Source organism: Acinetobacter wanghuae, from assembly GCF_009557235.1.
Taxonomy (GTDB): domain Bacteria; phylum Pseudomonadota; class Gammaproteobacteria; order Pseudomonadales; family Moraxellaceae; genus Acinetobacter; species Acinetobacter wanghuae.
On record NZ_CP045650.1, the window covers coordinates 1,111,246 to 1,126,928 of the forward strand.

Genomic DNA, 15,683 nt, shown 5'->3' on the forward strand with positions numbered 1-15,683 from the left:
CTACCTAAAAAAAGCTATAAATTTACGAAAGTACCTGTACACTAACATAAATTGAGTTGATAAGGAATTTCATCTCTAACAAGTGATACGTTCACTTTAGGTCTTGTGCGATCTATAAATTATCCATATTCGGAACTGTTAGCATGACATCAAATTTTTCACAACTAAGCACAGATGCACTTTCTCCGGGGCAACTTCCTGATTCGGTTAAAGCATTATTAAAACGTGCGTATATTAATCGTTATCCTAAACGTACAACTATTATCGATGCAGGGTCAGAGTCTAAATCTCTGTATTTAATTCTGAAGGGGTCTGTATCTATTATTCTTCGTGAAGACGACGAACGTGAAATTGTCGTTGCTTATTTGAATGCGGGTGACTTCTTTGGGGAAATGGGGTTATTCGAGTCAAATCCGCAACGTACAGCAGAAGTTCGAACCCGTGATGTCTGTGAAATTGCAGAAATCACTTACGAGAACTTCCACGAACTGAGCAAGCAATATCCTGATTTAAGTTATGCAGTATTTGCTCAGTTAGTCCGTCGTTTAAAAAATACCACACGTAAAGTCACGGATCTTGCATTTATTGATGTATCAGGTCGTATTGCACGTTGTTTAATTGACCTATCAGCGCAACCAGAAGCGATGATTCTGCCAAATGGACGCCAAATCCGTATTACCCGTCAAGAGATTGGTCGTATTGTGGGGTGTTCGCGTGAAATGGTCGGTCGTGTGTTAAAAACGCTTGAAGAGCAAGGCATGATTGAAACAGATGGTAAAGCCATTTTGATTTTTGATGTGTCACTAGAGCCAGCAGATGCAGCGACTGATGAGCTAGATGACGAATAATTTTAGCGATTAAAATGAAAAGCAAATCTTCGGGTTTGCTTTTTTTTCATCAATTTTCACTCAAAGCTTGGCAGAAAAGATGATTTTGGATCGTCGCTAAAATCGGCTAGGCTAGGGCATTACGCGATATTTAATACTGACTCAGATAAAGGACATGCAATGCAATTTAAACCATTGGCAGACTCAGGGATTTTAGTTCCAGAAATTTGTTTAGGCACCATGACATTTGGTGAACAAAACACCCAACAGCAAGCCTTTGAACAACTCGACTATGCCTTAGATCAAGGTTTAAATTTTTGGGATACGGCAGAAATGTATCCTGTACCACCAAAGCCTGAAACACAAGGTTCAACCGAACAGATCATCGGGAATTGGATTGCAGCACGTGGTGGACGTGACAAACTCATTTTAGCTACGAAAATTGCAGGACCTTCTCAAGGCGGAAGTCACATTCGTGATGGTCAAACCAAGTTTATTGCCAGTGAAATTGAATCTGCATTGGATCAATCTTTACAGCGCTTACAAACAGATTATATCGATTTATATCAATTGCATTGGCCACAGCGTCCAGTCAATTTCTTTGGTAAATTAGGTTATGGCAATGTTGAAGCCAACAGTGACCGTGAAGTGACAGATCTTGAAGAAACCTTAGTGGCGCTTAGCAATGAAGTGAAGAAAGGTCGTATCCGCCATATTGGTTTATCGAATGAAACGCCGTGGGGCACTTTAAAATTTTTACATTTGGCGGAAAAACATGGCTTGGAAAAAGTCGTCAGTGTTCAAAACCCATATAGTTTGCTAAATCGTACTTATGAAATTGGAATGTCCGAAATTGCCAAATATGAAGGTGTTGGATTACTCGCGTATTCGCCACTTGCATTTGGTTATCTAACGGGTAAATTCCGCAATGGAGCACGTCCTGCCAATGCGCGCGTGACCTTGTATTCTCGCTTTAGCCGTTATTCAAACCCTGAAAGTGAATGGGCAACGGAAGCATATGCACAATTGGCTGAAAAGCATGGTTTAAGCCTCACTCAATTGGCACTCGCATTTATTAAACAGCAGTTCTTTGTGACCAGTACCATTATTGGTGCGACCAACTTAGATCAATTGAAAGAAAATATTCAGGCATTTGAGATCAATTTATCTGAAGAGATTCTGCAAGAAATTGATGCCATTCATCGCCAACAACCGAATCCAGCACCCTAGATTTCAGACTGTAACGCTTAAAAAAGCTTCCTTAATTGGAGGCTTTTTTATTTGCGAGTGAAAACCTTAATTTTTATCAGGATAACACTTGAAATGGAGTGAAAAGATACCAATATTAACACAGAGATCTACCTTTGTTTTTTATTAAGTTTTTGAAAAATATTGAAATTATTTTAAAACGGCATTGAAAAATACAAAATCATTCCCATCTATAGAACAAGTTAAAAATTTGTTGTGAGGAATAACAAGAATGGCTTTTGAGAAATTTACCAACCGCCTACAGCAGACCCTGACCGATGCCCAAGTCTTAGCCATGAGCAAAGACCATGCTGCTATCGAGCCGATTCATCTTCTAGATACCCTATTAAAAGAAGCATCCTATGCCAGCTTATTGCAACAAGCGGGTGCAAACTTACCTGAATTGCAAAAGAAATTACAGCAAGCACTGAATGATGCAGCGACCTTATCCAATCCATCGGCTGACATCAATGTTTCCCCTGAAGCCTATAAAATATTGACCTTGACAGAAAGTTATGCGCAAAAAGCGGGTGATGAATTTGTGACGGTTGATTGGTTGTTGCTTGCACTTGCAGAAACGGGTGCAACCAAAAAAATCTTAAACAGTGTTGGTGTTCAAACCGAACGCTTAAAACAAGTGATTAACCAAATTCGAGGCAATGAAAAAGTCATGAGCAATAATCATGAAGATCAACGTGACTCATTAAATAAATACACCATTGATTTAAACGAGCGTGCTTTGTCAGGCAAGCTTGATCCCGTGATTGGTCGTGATGATGAAATTCGTCGTACCATTCAAGTCCTATCACGCAGAACCAAAAATAATCCTGTGCTGATTGGTGAGCCGGGTGTTGGTAAAACGGCGATTGTTGAAGGCTTGGCACAGCGTATTGTCAACGGTGAAGTGCCAGAAAGCTTAAAAGGCAAACGCGTTCTCTCGCTTGATATTGGTTCATTACTGGCAGGTGCTAAATATCGCGGTGAATTTGAGGAACGTCTTAAAGCAGTACTCAAAGACCTTGCTAAACACGATGGTGAAATCATCTTATTTATTGATGAATTGCATACCTTGGTGGGTGCAGGCAAAGGCGATGGTGCAATGGATGCCGGCAATATGCTTAAACCTGCACTAGCGCGTGGTGAGCTACGTTGTGTCGGTGCAACAACACTCGATGAATACCGTCAATTCATTGAAAAAGATGCAGCATTAGAGCGTCGCTTCCAAAAAGTGTTGGTGGATGAGCCAAGTGTAGAAGATACCATCGCCATTTTACGTGGCTTAAAAGACCGTTATGCAACGCATCATGGTGTGCAGATTCTCGATTCTGCCATTATTGCCGCAGCCAAAATGTCGCATCGTTATATCACCGATCGTCAATTACCAGATAAAGCCATTGATTTAATTGATGAAGCCGCTTCTCGCATTAAAATGGAACTTGATTCTAAGCCTGAAGCTTTGGATAAATTAGAGCGTCGCTTAATACAACTGAAAATGCAGTATGAGGCGGTCAAATCAGATGAGGATGTAGGCGCTAAAGCCGAAGCCAAACATTTGTCTGAACAAATTGCGAGCGTGGAAAAAGAATATAGCGAGCTCGAAGAAATCTGGCGTGCTGACAAAGCCTTGGTTGAAGGCAATAAAGACGTACAAATTAAACTCGATCAAGCCCGTGTTGCTCTAGAGAAAGCGCAACGTGAAGGTGATTTGGGTGAAGCGGGGCGTTTGCAATATGGGGTTATTCCTGAATTGCAAAAGCAGCTTGAAATGGCGGAAAAGTCAGATGAGAGCGCGACACCAAAATTACTGCGTAATAAGGTGACCGATAATGAAATTGCCGAAGTGGTGAGTGCTGCAACAGGTATTCCTGTGGCGAAAATGCTGCAAGGTGAACGAGATAAATTACTGCAAATGGAAAGCTTCTTACACAATCGTGTCGTGGGTCAAGAAGAAGCTGTGGTGGCAGTTTCAAATGCAGTACGCCGTTCACGTGCAGGCTTGTCTGATCCGAATCGCCCAAGTGGTTCATTCTTGTTCTTAGGTCCGACAGGTGTAGGTAAAACTGAGCTTACCAAAGCCTTGGCGAATTTCTTATTTGACAGCGATGATGCCATGATTCGTATTGATATGTCTGAATTTATGGAAAAACATTCGGTGAGTCGTTTAGTTGGTGCGCCTCCGGGTTATGTCGGCTATGAAGAAGGTGGTGTACTCACTGAAGCCGTGCGTCGTAAACCGTATAGTGTGATTTTGTTTGACGAAGTGGAAAAAGCCCACCCAGACGTGTTTAACATCTTGCTGCAAGTTTTGGACGATGGTCGCTTAACCGATTCACAAGGTCGTATCATCGACTTTAAAAATTCAGTGATTGTGATGACGTCTAACTTAGGTTCGCAAGATGTACGTGAACTGGGTCAAGGCGCAAGCAATGAAGAGGTACGTGCCGTGGTGATGAGTGCGGTATCAGAACATTTCCGCCCTGAATTTATTAACCGTATTGATGAATTGGTGGTGTTCCATTCACTGGAAAAATCACAAATTCGTGGTATTGCGGATATTCAGTTGGATCGTTTGCGTGAGCGCTTAGCTGAACGTGATTTACGCTTAACTGTTGAAGATAGTGCATTTGATCAATTGATTGATGTTGGATTTGATCCACAATATGGCGCGCGTCCATTGAAACGTGCGATTCAACAACGCATTGAAAATGGTTTGGCGCAAAAAATCCTTGCCGGTGATTTTGTTGCAGGCGATACCATTGTGGTCAGTGCAGATAATCGTGGTTTAACCTTTGGAAAATTGAAATTGAACTAATCATTGGAATCATCGTTCAAATAAAAAACCCAGCCTAGGCTGGGTTTTTTATTATATTCAACAGTTTGATTTATGCATCAAGACCGGGATGTTGGATTTTCCACGCACGGTGAATTTTATGATTACGTTTGAAATCGAGACCAATCGTTTCAGATGTAATTTCTTCAACATTAAAGAATGCCAGAATTTCTTCGTCCATCTCAAAACCACGGTAGTTATTTGAGAAGTACAATGTACCTTCGGAGGTTAAACGATTCATTGCACGTTTAATTAACGACAAATGGTCACGTTGAATATCAAACGTACCGTAGAATTTTTTTGAGTTTGAGAAGGTCGGTGGATCAATAAAGATCATGTCGTATTGTTCATGACCTTCTTTTAGCCATTCGAAACAATCGCTTGAGAAGAACTGATGCTGTTCATCAGCATGATCGACCGTTAAACCATTTAACACGAAGTTTTCTTTCGACCAGTTTAAGTAGGTATTTGATAAATCGACACTTGTCGTACTTGCTGCACCGCCCAATGCCGCATGTAAGCTAGCAGTAGAGGTATAGCTGTACAAGTTTAAGAAATGTTTACCTTTCGCTTCACGGGCAATACGTAAACGCATTTGACGGTGATCGAGGAACAAACCGGTATCTAAGTAATCGGTTAAGTTCACCAAAATCTTGGCTTTACCTTCCTGCACAATAAAGCGTTTCGATGCCGTACTTTGTTTGGTGTACTGCGCTTTACCTTCTTGGCGTGAACGGGTTTTAATAAAGATCGCATCACGACCTAAACCTGTCACCGCACGAATCGCAGCCAAAGCCAAGTTAAAACGTTTCTTCGCTTTTTCAGGGTCAATAATTTTTGGTGGCGCATATTCTTGGACATGCAAGCGTTCACCATACAAGTCGACTGCGACATTAAAGTCAGGTAAGTCGGCATCGTATAAGCGTAAGCAATGAATGCCTTCTTTAACCGCCCATTTTTTCAGCGTTTGCATGTTTTTGGTTAAACGGTTAGCAAACTCAACAGCCCCTTCGATCGGTTCGAATTGTTGTGGCTGCCAAGATTCTAAGAATGGGCGTACCACAGCCGCAGGTTTGATCTTACCAAAACGAATATAAATCGGTAACTTACCATTCATTAAACGTAAAAGTTGCGGATCATTGAACGCCAACACATCGGCTTGTTCAACTTGTGAAGCAATCACAGCTGCTTTTTGGTTCGGGAAGTTCTTTTGTAGTAACGCTGACAAACCAAGATACAACGAACGATTCGATGCTTTATCACCTAAACGCTCACCATAAGGAGGATTGGTCACGAAGAAGACATTTTTGCCTTCTGCGTTAAAATCAGGCCAATCATTGAGCGTACGTTCTTCAATTTTAATGCAATCCAGCGCAGACTCAAAACCTGCAGCAATGATATTTTGACGAGTGGCTTTGACCGCTTCCCAGTCCGCATCGAAAGCATAGAACTGTGGCAAAGGTTGTGTCATAGCAGTTTGATGGCGTTCAGCAGCTTCTGCTTTAATGCTCATCCATAGCTCATGATTATGACCATTCCAACCGTTAAAACCGAAACGACGTACCAGACCTGGCGCACGATCAGTCAAAATCATCAATGATTCAATAATGAATGTTCCTGAACCACACATTGGATCAAGAATAATATCGGCATTGCTTTCTAATAATTGACCTTTTTGTAAAATCGCAGCTGCCAAGTTTTCCTTGATCGGTGCATCAGTCATATATTGGCGGTAGCCACGTTTGTGTAGTGAATCACCTGATAAATCGAGGCAGTAAGTATGTTCTTTTTTACCTGCCAAAATGTACATGGTAATTTCAGGTGACTTGGTGTCGATGCTTGGACGTTTGCCCACAGCTTCCATAAAGGAATCCACAACACCATCTTTCGCACGTAAAGTCGCAAACTGCGTATTCACTTTAATTTCACGTTCAACGTGTAAACGAATCGCAAAGGTACTTTGTGGTGCAAAAATAAGTGACCAATCGAAACTGATTGCCCCTTCATATAGCTCTTCAGCAACATCACGGGCATCGTGCGAAAATTCGATTTCATGGGTATGAATCGGCATCAATACGCGTGATGCGAGGCGAGACCACATGCAAATGCGGTAAGCATTTTCAAGGCTACCTTTAAAGGTAATACGACCGGGGAAACGTTCAGTGTTCTGAACACCTAAGCCTTTGAGTTCTTCTTCTAATAAGGTTTCCAGACCATCGGCACAGGTGACCCAATAATTGCTTAAACGTGAAGAGCTATTCATAAAATAGAGAGACCAAAAAATAAAAAAATAAATCTGTGCTCAGTTTAACTTATTTTCGACTTTAAAGCTTTTCAAATTCGCATGATCAAAATTCAAATTGAGGTGCTGTAAGAGCTAAATCCTAAATTTTGATGATTTATTATGAGATAAAGATAGAAGTTGGTACGTATTTTGCTCACATGCTTATACATACACTCAAGGACAAGACTGCACGAAAGTGAGTTCTACTCTGAGGCGATCCATTATTTTGAGAATAAAATATGAGACCTGATCATTTGGTTAGCAATGAAGCATTTTCAGTCGCAACTTTAATTTATGCACGATTACGTCGCGTATCGGGGCGTGTCATTGATGTGATTTATTTATCGGACAATTCAGATTATGCCAAACATATTATGGAGATTGCGACCGCGACCAATGATCCCGAGTTGCTCAAGCTCATTGAAAAATTTAAGCAGGTGAGTGATTTAGATTTGTCAGATGCAACACTAAATGAATCTGATGAAGATGCGCCTTTAGCATTAGCCGAACCTTCGGAAGATGATATTTATCGGGCGCAAGTTTCCCATCATTATATTGGTGCATTACGTTAACTTAAGTCATGTTATAGGCAAGGATGCTATTGTTTTAATAATCATCAGTATAAGAAATAAGGTTAAATTATCTGATTGATAAATCAAATAGGAATTTAAAAATTCATGATTAGGATCATGTTGGTTTTTAACCAACTAAGCGGTTTGTGAACTGTTCAGATCAAGCAATGTCTGTATAATACGTTGACTTAACGTATAAGGAATCTCTCATGCACTTGGCTGCATTGCATACCCCGAGCCAGATTCAACTCAATAAAGAAGGCAACCTAAAACACTTCTTGACCATCGAAGGTCTTTCTAAAGATACACTGACAAAAATATTGGACACTGCACAGTCCTTTTTTAATGACCAAAATCAGCTCATCACCAATAATTTGCTTGAAGGCAAAACGGTGATGAACCTTTTCTTTGAAAATTCAACCCGTACCCGAACGACCTTTGAAGCAGCCGCAAAGCGACTTTCTGCCAATGTACTCAATATCGATATTGCGCGCTCAAGTACCTCTAAAGGTGAAACCTTACGTGATACGTTGTGGAATTTAGAAGCCATGGCAGCGGATATTTTTGTCGTTCGCCATTCATCTTCAGGGGCTGCGCATTTTATTGCAAAAGATGTCTGCCCAACCGTTGCGATTATTAATGCAGGTGATGGTCGTCATGCGCATCCAACTCAAGCCATGTTGGATATGCTGACCATCCGCCGAGAAACCAAAAAGAATTTTGAAGATATCTCGATTGCGATTATTGGTGATATTAAACATTCACGTGTTGCACGTTCTGATGTGGCAGCATTACAAACCTTAGGCTGTAAAGATATTCGTGTGATTGCACCGAATACCTTATTGCCTTATGGTTTTGATGATTATGGTCCTGAGGTTCGTTTATTTAACGATATGGAAGCGGGCATCAAAGACTGTGATGTGATCATTACCTTACGTATTCAAAACGAACGTATTGATTCACCGGCACTCGCATCTCAAGCTGAATTCTACAAAATGTATGGCTTAAACAAAGAACGTTTAGCGATGGCGAAACCAGATTGTATCGTGATGCATCCGGGTCCGATGAACCGTGGGGTCGAAATTGATTCAAGTATTGCCGATGGTCCACAATCAGTGATTTTAAATCAGGTGACCAATGGGATTGCGGTACGTATGGCAGTTTTGGCTTTGTCGATGCAAGGTCAAATTCAAGAACAAGGTTTGATTGAAGCGATTGCGGGTTAAGGAATAAGTCATGGCTATTGTAAAAATTGAAAATGTACGCGTTCTTGATCCAATCAACCAAAGCGATACGATCCAAACGGTATATCTTGAAAATGGCAAAATTGTCGCTCAATCTGCGGATGTGACTGAAACAGTCAATGGTCAAGGCAAATGGTTGATGCCAAGTATGGTCGACTTGTGCGCGCGTTTACGTGAGCCGGGACAGCAGCAACATGGTACGCTCAAATCTGAAGGGAAAGCTGCGCGTGAAAATGGCATTTTGCATGTATTCACCCCACCTGATTCAAAACCGATTGTGCAGGACAATGGTGCCTTAATTCATGGCTTAGTTGAAAAAGCCATGTTGGATGGCGGTATTTATTTAGAAGTCATTGGTGCACAAACCCAAGGTTTAAAAGGGCATCAACCTGCAAATATGGCGGGCTTAAAAAAAGGTGGCTGTACGGCTGTTTCAAATGCCAATGCACCTTTCGCCGATGATGACGTGGTCTTACGTACTTTAGAATATGCAGCAGGTTTAGGCTTAACGGTGGTATTCTATGCTGAAGAACACCAAATTGCCAAAGATGGTTGCGTGCATGAAGGCTTTATCGCTTCGCGTCAAGGCTTACCGATGATTCCAGCTCTTGCAGAAACCGTTGCGATTGCCAAATATCTACTCATGGTTGAAGTTACCAAAGTTCATGCGCATTTCGGCTTATTGTCATGTGGTGCTTCGGTTGAACTGATTCGTATCGCAAAAGAAAAAGGCTTGCCGGTGACCTGTGATGTCGCGATGCATCAATTGCATTTAACCGAAGAATTGATTGACGGCTTTAACTCACTTGCTCATGTACGTCCACCACTTCGCTCAGCAGCAGATCAAAAATTACTGCGCGAAGGGGTGAAATCGGGTGTTATTGATGCGATTTGTACCCATCATGAACCTTTGAGTAGTTCGGCCAAAATGGCACCATTTGCTGAAACACAACCCGGGTTTACAGCATTTGATACCTATATTCCATTTGGTATACAACTCGTAAATGAAGGCTTATTTACACCGCTAGAATGGGTCGAGAAAGTCACGCTTGCACCAGCAAAAGTCGCGCAAATGCTTGAGCGTTGGGGCAATGAATCAGGTTGGGTATTAATTGATCCTGAACTGGAATGGACATTGAACAAGGATTCAATGCTGTCACAAGGTAAAAATACGCCACTGATTAATCAACAGGTTACAGGCAAAGTAATTGCAACGTATTATCCTGTATAAGAGCAAATGTTTTAAAAAGTCAGCTTCGGCTGACTTTTTTTATTTTTGTATAAGCTGTTCACAAAAGTTGCGATTGAATGTGATAAACATACAATTTATTACATTCTCTAAAGAAACGCTCGTTAGACTATTTTTTAATCATTACAAAAAACGAAAAAAATGGTGAGCTCATGACGACAGGATTTATTGAACTATTAAAAGATCACGTATCTTCAATTGTTTTAAACGGTGAAACTGAACACTTATTCGAAAAGGATTTGGCGATTAAACAGTTTCTACCCATTTTACTTAATATTTTTAAAAGCAAACCGGAGTGGCTTGAGAGTCTCACTCATCAATTAAATCCGCGTATTTCAGATTTGTTTGCAGGAGATCCAGCGGTTAAACAACAGTTGTTCAATCAATTGGGCAATAACATGCCAGCAGATCAACTTGAGAGTACGTTGAATCAAACGATTGCCCCACACTTAGTTTCTTAGAGACAGAAGCAGGCTCTGCCAATCCGCAAGCCATTGTTCATTTACTTGAAAAACACTCCGCTTCAATTGCGCAAGCTTTGCCAACATGGGCGGCTCCTGTACTCGCATCAATGGGCATTCCATTATTAGCCAATCAAACGTTGCATCAACAACCGAGCAATGTTGAAACACCGCAGTATTATGCACAAGAAGAGAAGAAAAAGAGCTCTTGGTTACCCTTTGTTATTTTCCTTAATTTTGGCTGCAATTGCATTATTCTTATATAAAGCATGTACCAATAAGAAAGTCGATGAAACGGCTGTTGCTCCTGCTACACAAACTGTGAGCGATCAACCAGCGAGCTTACAATTGAGTACAGGTGCAAATGCAGAGATTGTTAACTGTAGCATTTTCCTCAATAACCCAAGTTATTTAGATATCTTGCAAAAAGAAGTGAAGCAAATCTTCAATCATACACCTGGTTGTGGCGCAGATACGAGTGCTGCAAATCATACTGAGTTTACTGATCAAGACACCATTCCAAGTGTTTTAAAACTCATTAAAGGTGTGCCGAATCTGTCTTTAAGTTGGATCGGTGATCAAGTTTCTGTCCAAGCAGCCAATGCTGCTGATGCAGACCGTGTAGCAGCAGAAATTCGTAACTTAGCTAAAAATGTAACTGTCACCACGCAGCAAGCATCTGATGTGAACAACTTAAATACGACTGATGATGTAGATGCAGCGATTACTTCAGCAAACACAAGTGCAGAACAAGCCTTATCAAGCATCAAAACCGATAATGTACGCGCGCTTGACGTAGCAACTGCTTTAAACTTGCAAATTATTAACTTTGCAACGGCTTCATCTGAGATTCCTGAAGTGAATAAAACGATTCTTGATCAAGCGGCTGGACTGTTAAAACGTGCATCGCATGTAAATTTAAAAGTGGTTGGTCATACAGATGCTCAGGGTGATGCGGCTAAAAACAAAGTTCTTTCACAGGAACGTGCGAAGTCAATTGTTGATTATTTAGTGGCTCAAGGTGTTGATCCAGCACAGTTACAAGCGGTCGGTATGGGCGCTGAAAAACCGCGTGCTGACAATGCAACCGAACAAGGTCGTTTCCAAAACCGCCGTATTGAGTTTGAAGTATTAAATACAGAAACAGGCGTAGTACGTGCTGTCGATGAGCAGGGTGTACAAGAAAAATAATAGAGACAGATAAAAAAGCCCATTGATGGGCTTTTTTTTACATTTATATGCTGAACATGAGTGCGTTTAATCTGATCAAACTGCATCAACCTATCAAATTTTAAGTTCTAGAATTGCCTCAAACTTGGTTTATTGGCATGCTGTGTCACAATTTAAATATTTGAGTGAAAACGATGCGAATCAGTATTATTGGTGCAGGGCGAGTTGCTTATCATCTTGCTAAGGTTTTACATGCTGAGCATCAGTTGACACAGGTGTATAGCCGTAGTTTTGAACGTGCACAACGCTTAGCGGATCAATTCAATATGCAAGCCATTCATAGCTATGCAGAACTCAATCCTTCAGTCGATTTGATCATTATTGCTGTGAGTGATCAGTCTATTCCTCAAGTGATTCAAGAGCTGCATCATTATGTTCCCAATGTCCTGATTGTCCATACCTCGGGAAGTACCCATCTTGATGTACTTAAACAGGTACATACGCGTTCAGGTGTGTTTTATCCCTTACAGACCTTTAGCGTTGAGCGCGAAATAGATTGGTGTAGTACGCCCTTATTTATTGAAGCCAATGATCTAATAGATCAACAATACTTGTTAAAACTGGCTTCGAGTCTGAGTGAAAAAGTATATGCTTATTCATCAGCGCAGCGTTTGAGTTTGCACTTGGCCGCAGTCTTTGCCTGTAATTTTAGTAATTACTGTTACGACATGGCGAAACAAGTCGTAGATGCTCAATCGGTTGATTTTAGCTTGCTTTATCCTTTGATCTTGGAAACGGCTCAGAAAGCTGTACAACAAGATCCGAGAGCGATGCAAACAGGTCCAGCCATACGTGGCGATCAAAATATTCTAGCTATGCATCAAAATATGCTGAATGTGATGAATCGATCTGATTTATCTCAAGTCTATACACTGCTAAGCCAACAATTAGTAGAACGACATCAAAGCAAGTGAGGTCATGGTGCTAATCTATTTTCTTTCCAATCTTTGATGTTAAGCCTTGTGGTGCTCAGTGTGAGTTCACTGAGCTATGCCGCTGAAAAGCCTCAAATGGCAAAAGCTATGCCTCAAACTAGATTTAACATGCAAATTTGCCAATATTCCTTTGATTCAAAAGTTTATCAAGCACAGCAGCAATGGGCAGAGAAATATGATCGTATTCAGCACATGGAGTTTTTCTATTTGCAAGTTCCGCAAATTATTGCGTGGTATCAGCCTGAGGAGCGTAAGCCAACAGATTCGTGAAGTGCTGCGTAATCGTGTGGATACGGTTTATCATCCCGTCGGAAGTTGCAAAATGGGTGTTGATGAGATGGCGGTGGTCGATCCTGAATTACAGGTCTACGGCATTCAGAATTTAAGAGTGATTGATGCCTCTATCATTCCGGCTGTGGTCAATGGCAATACCAATGCGCCTACGATTATGATTGCAGAAAAAGCCGTGGATATGATCCGTGCGCGTTATCAACAATTCAAAGTGGCATAATGCTAGCGATAAAAATGAATAAGGATAGATCATGACTTCGTGGGAACAGGGTGTAGATTTAGACAGTGCACAAAACTTACAGCATATTTATACAGTGCAACGCAATGCGTGTTTAGCGGACAGTTATCCAAGTTTTCAGGAGCGCAAGCAACAGCTGAATACTTTATATAAAATTGTGGTCGATCATCAAGATGCCATGGCGGCTGCGATTAGTCGAGATTTCTCTAATCGCAGTGTGGATGAAACCAAGCTATTTGAGGTGATGACCAGTCTAAATGGCATTAAGCACAGCTTAAAGCATCTGAAAAAATGGATGAAACCAAGCAAACGTCACGTGGGGATATTATTTCAACCAGCAACGGGTTATGTCATGTATCAACCGGTGGGTGTGGTTGGAATTATTGTGCCGTGGAATTATCCGCTGTTTTTAGCGATTGGACCGCTGGCACAAGCTTTAGCTGCGGGTAATCGTGTTATGTTGAAAATGAGCGAATATACACCTGAATTTTCAGCCCTTTTTCAAAAGCTTATTGCTGATCATTTTACGGGAGATCGTATTTCGGTGATCACGGGTGATGCACAAGTGGCACAACAATTTACGACCTTAGCCTTTGATCATTTACTGTTTACAGGCGCAACCTCAGTCGCCAAACACGTGATGCATGCAGCAGCAGATAATCTAACCCCAGTGACATTAGAGCTGGGCGGTAAATCACCTGTTATTGTGGCGAAAGATGCAGACCTGAAAGAAAGCGCACGCCGTCTCGCTTTTGGTAAAACCATGAACGCAGGGCAAACCTGTGTCGCACCCGATTATGCTTTTGTGCATCATAGTCAGACTCAAGCCTTTATTGAGGCTTATTTTGAGACCATTCAACAGTTTTATCCAAATCGTATTCTGCAAAATAAAGACTATACAAGCATCGTGAATGCGCGCCAGTTTGAGCGTTTGCAGCATTATTTACAGGATGCAAAACTTAAAGGGGCTGACTTCCATCAAATTGAACAAGATGCCGATGGTCATCGTTTGCCGCATATCGTATTAACTAACGTGAATGATGATATGCAGATCATGCAAAATGAGATTTTCGGTCCAATCTTACCGATTAAAACCTATGAACATATTGATGAGGTGATTACGTATATCAATAGTAAGGATCGACCACTGGCACTGTATTATTTCGGCTATAACAAAGCCGAACAGCAAAAAGTATTACATGCAACGCATAGTGGCGGGGTATGTCTAAATGAGACGCTCATGACAGCAGGCATGGAAGATATGCCATTTGGGGGGATTGGACCTTCGGGCATGGGTCATTATCATGGTCATGAAGGTTTTAAAACTTTTAGTCATGCCAAATCTGTGTTTAGTCGACCTAAATTTAGTCTGATGAAACTGATTTATCCACCGTATGGCAGTTCGATTTTAAAATTGATTTATAAATTTTTCTTACGTTAAACAAAAAAAGCGCTGAACCTGTCAGCGCTTTTTCTTTGGTTTAGATTAACCAATTTTCTTAAATAAGAAGTCGTTAATTTTATGACCTTCTTCTAAGCCACGACGTTCAAATTTAGTTTGTGGACGCCAATCAGGACGTGGGTAGCTGTTACCTTTACCTGCCATGTTTTCTAAACGTGGACGATTGTCTAACACATCGAGCATCCATTCAGCATATGGTTCCCAGTCTGTTGCAGAGTGGAATGTACCGCCCATTTCCAATTTCTGTTCAACCAATGGCATACGGTCATGTGACACGAAACGACGTTTGAAGTGACGTTTTTTCTGCCATGGGTCAGGGAAGTAAAGCTGCACGGCATTAATGCTTTCATCTGGCATTTCACGAAGTACTTGAATGGCATCGGCATCAAGTAAACGAAGGTTGGTTAAACCTGCCATACCTGCTTCATAGACACATTGCGCAATACCCGGTACGTGGACTTCAATGCCCACATAATTGCGTTCAGGATTGGCTTTTGCCATTAACACAAGTGAACGACCCATACCAAAACCAATTTCAACGGTTAGTGGGCGTTCAGGATGTTCAAAATGCTGACGTACATCGCCAACAGGATATTCCAAAATTAAGTGACCATATTGTTCAAGCGCGGTACGTTGAGAGGTATTTAGCGGTGTTGAGCGGCGCATAAACGTCACAATTTCACGGTGCTCGCTTAAATTGTCCAGCTCTACGACTTGCTGGTCTAATTGATCGTTCGACATAACTTTGGCAAATCTTAAAAATTCAGAATGCGGTATTTTAAGTCCTGAGGTGCTCAAGTCAAACGTTTATC

General features: G+C 41.3%; 13 protein-coding genes and 1 pseudogene. 12 read left to right on the top strand and 2 right to left on the bottom strand.

What is annotated here, in order from left to right:
- Positions 1 to 143 precede the first annotated feature (143 nt).
- The 3 genes from crp to clpB all read left to right on the top strand — a co-directional run bounded on the left by crp (position 144) and on the right by clpB (position 4,887).
- On the top strand, positions 144 to 848 hold the full coding sequence (gene crp, locus GFH30_RS05060; RefSeq protein ID WP_153371199.1) for a cAMP-activated global transcriptional regulator CRP: 705 nt from the start codon (positions 144 to 146) through the stop codon (positions 846 to 848).
- Between the two features lie 159 nt (positions 849 to 1,007).
- Complete coding sequence (locus tag GFH30_RS05065) at positions 1,008 to 2,057, top strand: NADP(H)-dependent aldo-keto reductase (RefSeq protein WP_153371200.1); 1,050 nt, start codon at positions 1,008 to 1,010, stop codon at positions 2,055 to 2,057.
- A gap of 250 nt (positions 2,058 to 2,307) precedes the next feature.
- On the top strand, positions 2,308 to 4,887 hold the full coding sequence (clpB, locus tag GFH30_RS05070) for an ATP-dependent chaperone ClpB (RefSeq protein ID WP_153371201.1): 2,580 nt from the start codon (positions 2,308 to 2,310) through the stop codon (positions 4,885 to 4,887).
- A 70-nt stretch (positions 4,888 to 4,957) separates the two neighbouring features.
- On the opposite strand, the gene rlmKL is transcribed toward clpB, so the two are convergent.
- Entirely contained in the window at positions 4,958 to 7,168 is a 2,211-nt protein-coding gene (rlmKL, locus tag GFH30_RS05075) for a bifunctional 23S rRNA (guanine(2069)-N(7))-methyltransferase RlmK/23S rRNA (guanine(2445)-N(2))-methyltransferase RlmL (protein WP_153371202.1), read from the bottom strand.
- Between the two features lie 260 nt (positions 7,169 to 7,428).
- Here rlmKL and GFH30_RS05080 point away from each other — a divergent pair, with 260 nt between their 5' ends.
- From GFH30_RS05080 to GFH30_RS05110, 9 genes and pseudogenes are all read left to right on the top strand, one after another.
- Entirely contained in the window at positions 7,429 to 7,761 is a 333-nt protein-coding gene (locus GFH30_RS05080; RefSeq protein ID WP_153371203.1) for a hypothetical protein, read from the top strand.
- A 209-nt stretch (positions 7,762 to 7,970) separates the two neighbouring features.
- Positions 7,971 to 8,987: an aspartate carbamoyltransferase catalytic subunit gene (locus GFH30_RS05085; protein WP_153371204.1), complete on the top strand. Its 1,017-nt coding sequence runs from the start codon at positions 7,971 to 7,973 to the stop codon at positions 8,985 to 8,987.
- Between the two features lie 10 nt (positions 8,988 to 8,997).
- Positions 8,998 to 10,236 carry a dihydroorotase gene (locus tag GFH30_RS05090; protein WP_153371205.1) on the top strand — a complete coding sequence of 413 codons (1,239 nt, stop codon included), beginning with the start codon at positions 8,998 to 9,000 and terminating at the stop codon, positions 10,234 to 10,236.
- A gap of 170 nt (positions 10,237 to 10,406) precedes the next feature.
- Positions 10,407 to 10,715: a hypothetical protein gene (locus GFH30_RS13410; protein ID WP_227551576.1), complete on the top strand. Its 309-nt coding sequence runs from the start codon at positions 10,407 to 10,409 to the stop codon at positions 10,713 to 10,715.
- A 219-nt stretch (positions 10,716 to 10,934) separates the two neighbouring features.
- A complete protein-coding gene (locus GFH30_RS13415) occupies positions 10,935 to 11,906 on the top strand; it encodes an OmpA family protein (protein ID WP_227551579.1) in 972 nt (323 codons plus the stop codon).
- A gap of 173 nt (positions 11,907 to 12,079) precedes the next feature.
- Positions 12,080 to 12,859, top strand: a complete 780-nt coding sequence (locus GFH30_RS05100; RefSeq protein ID WP_153371206.1) for a Rossmann-like and DUF2520 domain-containing protein — start codon at positions 12,080 to 12,082, stop codon at positions 12,857 to 12,859.
- 60 nt (positions 12,860 to 12,919) lie between these two features.
- The gene (locus GFH30_RS13290; RefSeq protein ID WP_171501056.1) at positions 12,920 to 13,150 is read left to right on the top strand and encodes a hypothetical protein; all 231 of its coding nucleotides are present in this window, start codon (positions 12,920 to 12,922) and stop codon (positions 13,148 to 13,150) included.
- Positions 13,140 to 13,391, top strand: a pseudogene (locus GFH30_RS05105) (GMC oxidoreductase); the annotation flags it as partial. The gene GFH30_RS13290 and the pseudogene GFH30_RS05105, both read left to right, overlap by 11 nt.
- A 31-nt stretch (positions 13,392 to 13,422) precedes the next feature.
- Complete coding sequence (locus tag GFH30_RS05110) at positions 13,423 to 14,850, top strand: coniferyl aldehyde dehydrogenase (protein WP_153371208.1); 1,428 nt, start codon at positions 13,423 to 13,425, stop codon at positions 14,848 to 14,850.
- Between the two features lie 45 nt (positions 14,851 to 14,895).
- On the opposite strand, the gene trmB is transcribed toward GFH30_RS05110, so the two are convergent.
- The gene (trmB, locus tag GFH30_RS05115) at positions 14,896 to 15,612 is read right to left on the bottom strand and encodes a tRNA (guanosine(46)-N7)-methyltransferase TrmB (RefSeq protein WP_153371209.1); all 717 of its coding nucleotides are present in this window, start codon (positions 15,610 to 15,612) and stop codon (positions 14,896 to 14,898) included.
- Between the last annotated feature and the right edge of the window lie 71 nt (positions 15,613 to 15,683).

What these genes read in the sequence shown, in the direction of transcription:
- GFH30_RS13410 (WP_227551576.1), top strand. Translation starts at nt 10,407, where the DNA reads ATGACGACAGGATTTATTGAACTATTAAAAGATCACGTATCTTCAATT.
- GFH30_RS05100 (WP_153371206.1), top strand. Translation starts at nt 12,080, where the DNA reads ATGCGAATCAGTATTATTGGTGCAGGGCGAGTTGCTTATCATCTTGCT.
- trmB (WP_153371209.1), bottom strand. Translation starts at nt 15,612, where the DNA reads ATGTCGAACGATCAATTAGACCAGCAAGTCGTAGAGCTGGACAATTTA.
- rlmKL (WP_153371202.1), bottom strand. Translation starts at nt 7,168, where the DNA reads ATGAATAGCTCTTCACGTTTAAGCAATTATTGGGTCACCTGTGCCGAT.
- GFH30_RS05090 (WP_153371205.1), top strand. Translation starts at nt 8,998, where the DNA reads ATGGCTATTGTAAAAATTGAAAATGTACGCGTTCTTGATCCAATCAAC.
- crp (WP_153371199.1), top strand. Translation starts at nt 144, where the DNA reads ATGACATCAAATTTTTCACAACTAAGCACAGATGCACTTTCTCCGGGG.
- GFH30_RS05065 (WP_153371200.1), top strand. Translation starts at nt 1,008, where the DNA reads ATGCAATTTAAACCATTGGCAGACTCAGGGATTTTAGTTCCAGAAATT.
- GFH30_RS05110 (WP_153371208.1), top strand. Translation starts at nt 13,423, where the DNA reads ATGACTTCGTGGGAACAGGGTGTAGATTTAGACAGTGCACAAAACTTA.
- clpB (WP_153371201.1), top strand. Translation starts at nt 2,308, where the DNA reads ATGGCTTTTGAGAAATTTACCAACCGCCTACAGCAGACCCTGACCGAT.
- GFH30_RS05080 (WP_153371203.1), top strand. Translation starts at nt 7,429, where the DNA reads ATGAGACCTGATCATTTGGTTAGCAATGAAGCATTTTCAGTCGCAACT.
- GFH30_RS05085 (WP_153371204.1), top strand. Translation starts at nt 7,971, where the DNA reads ATGCACTTGGCTGCATTGCATACCCCGAGCCAGATTCAACTCAATAAA.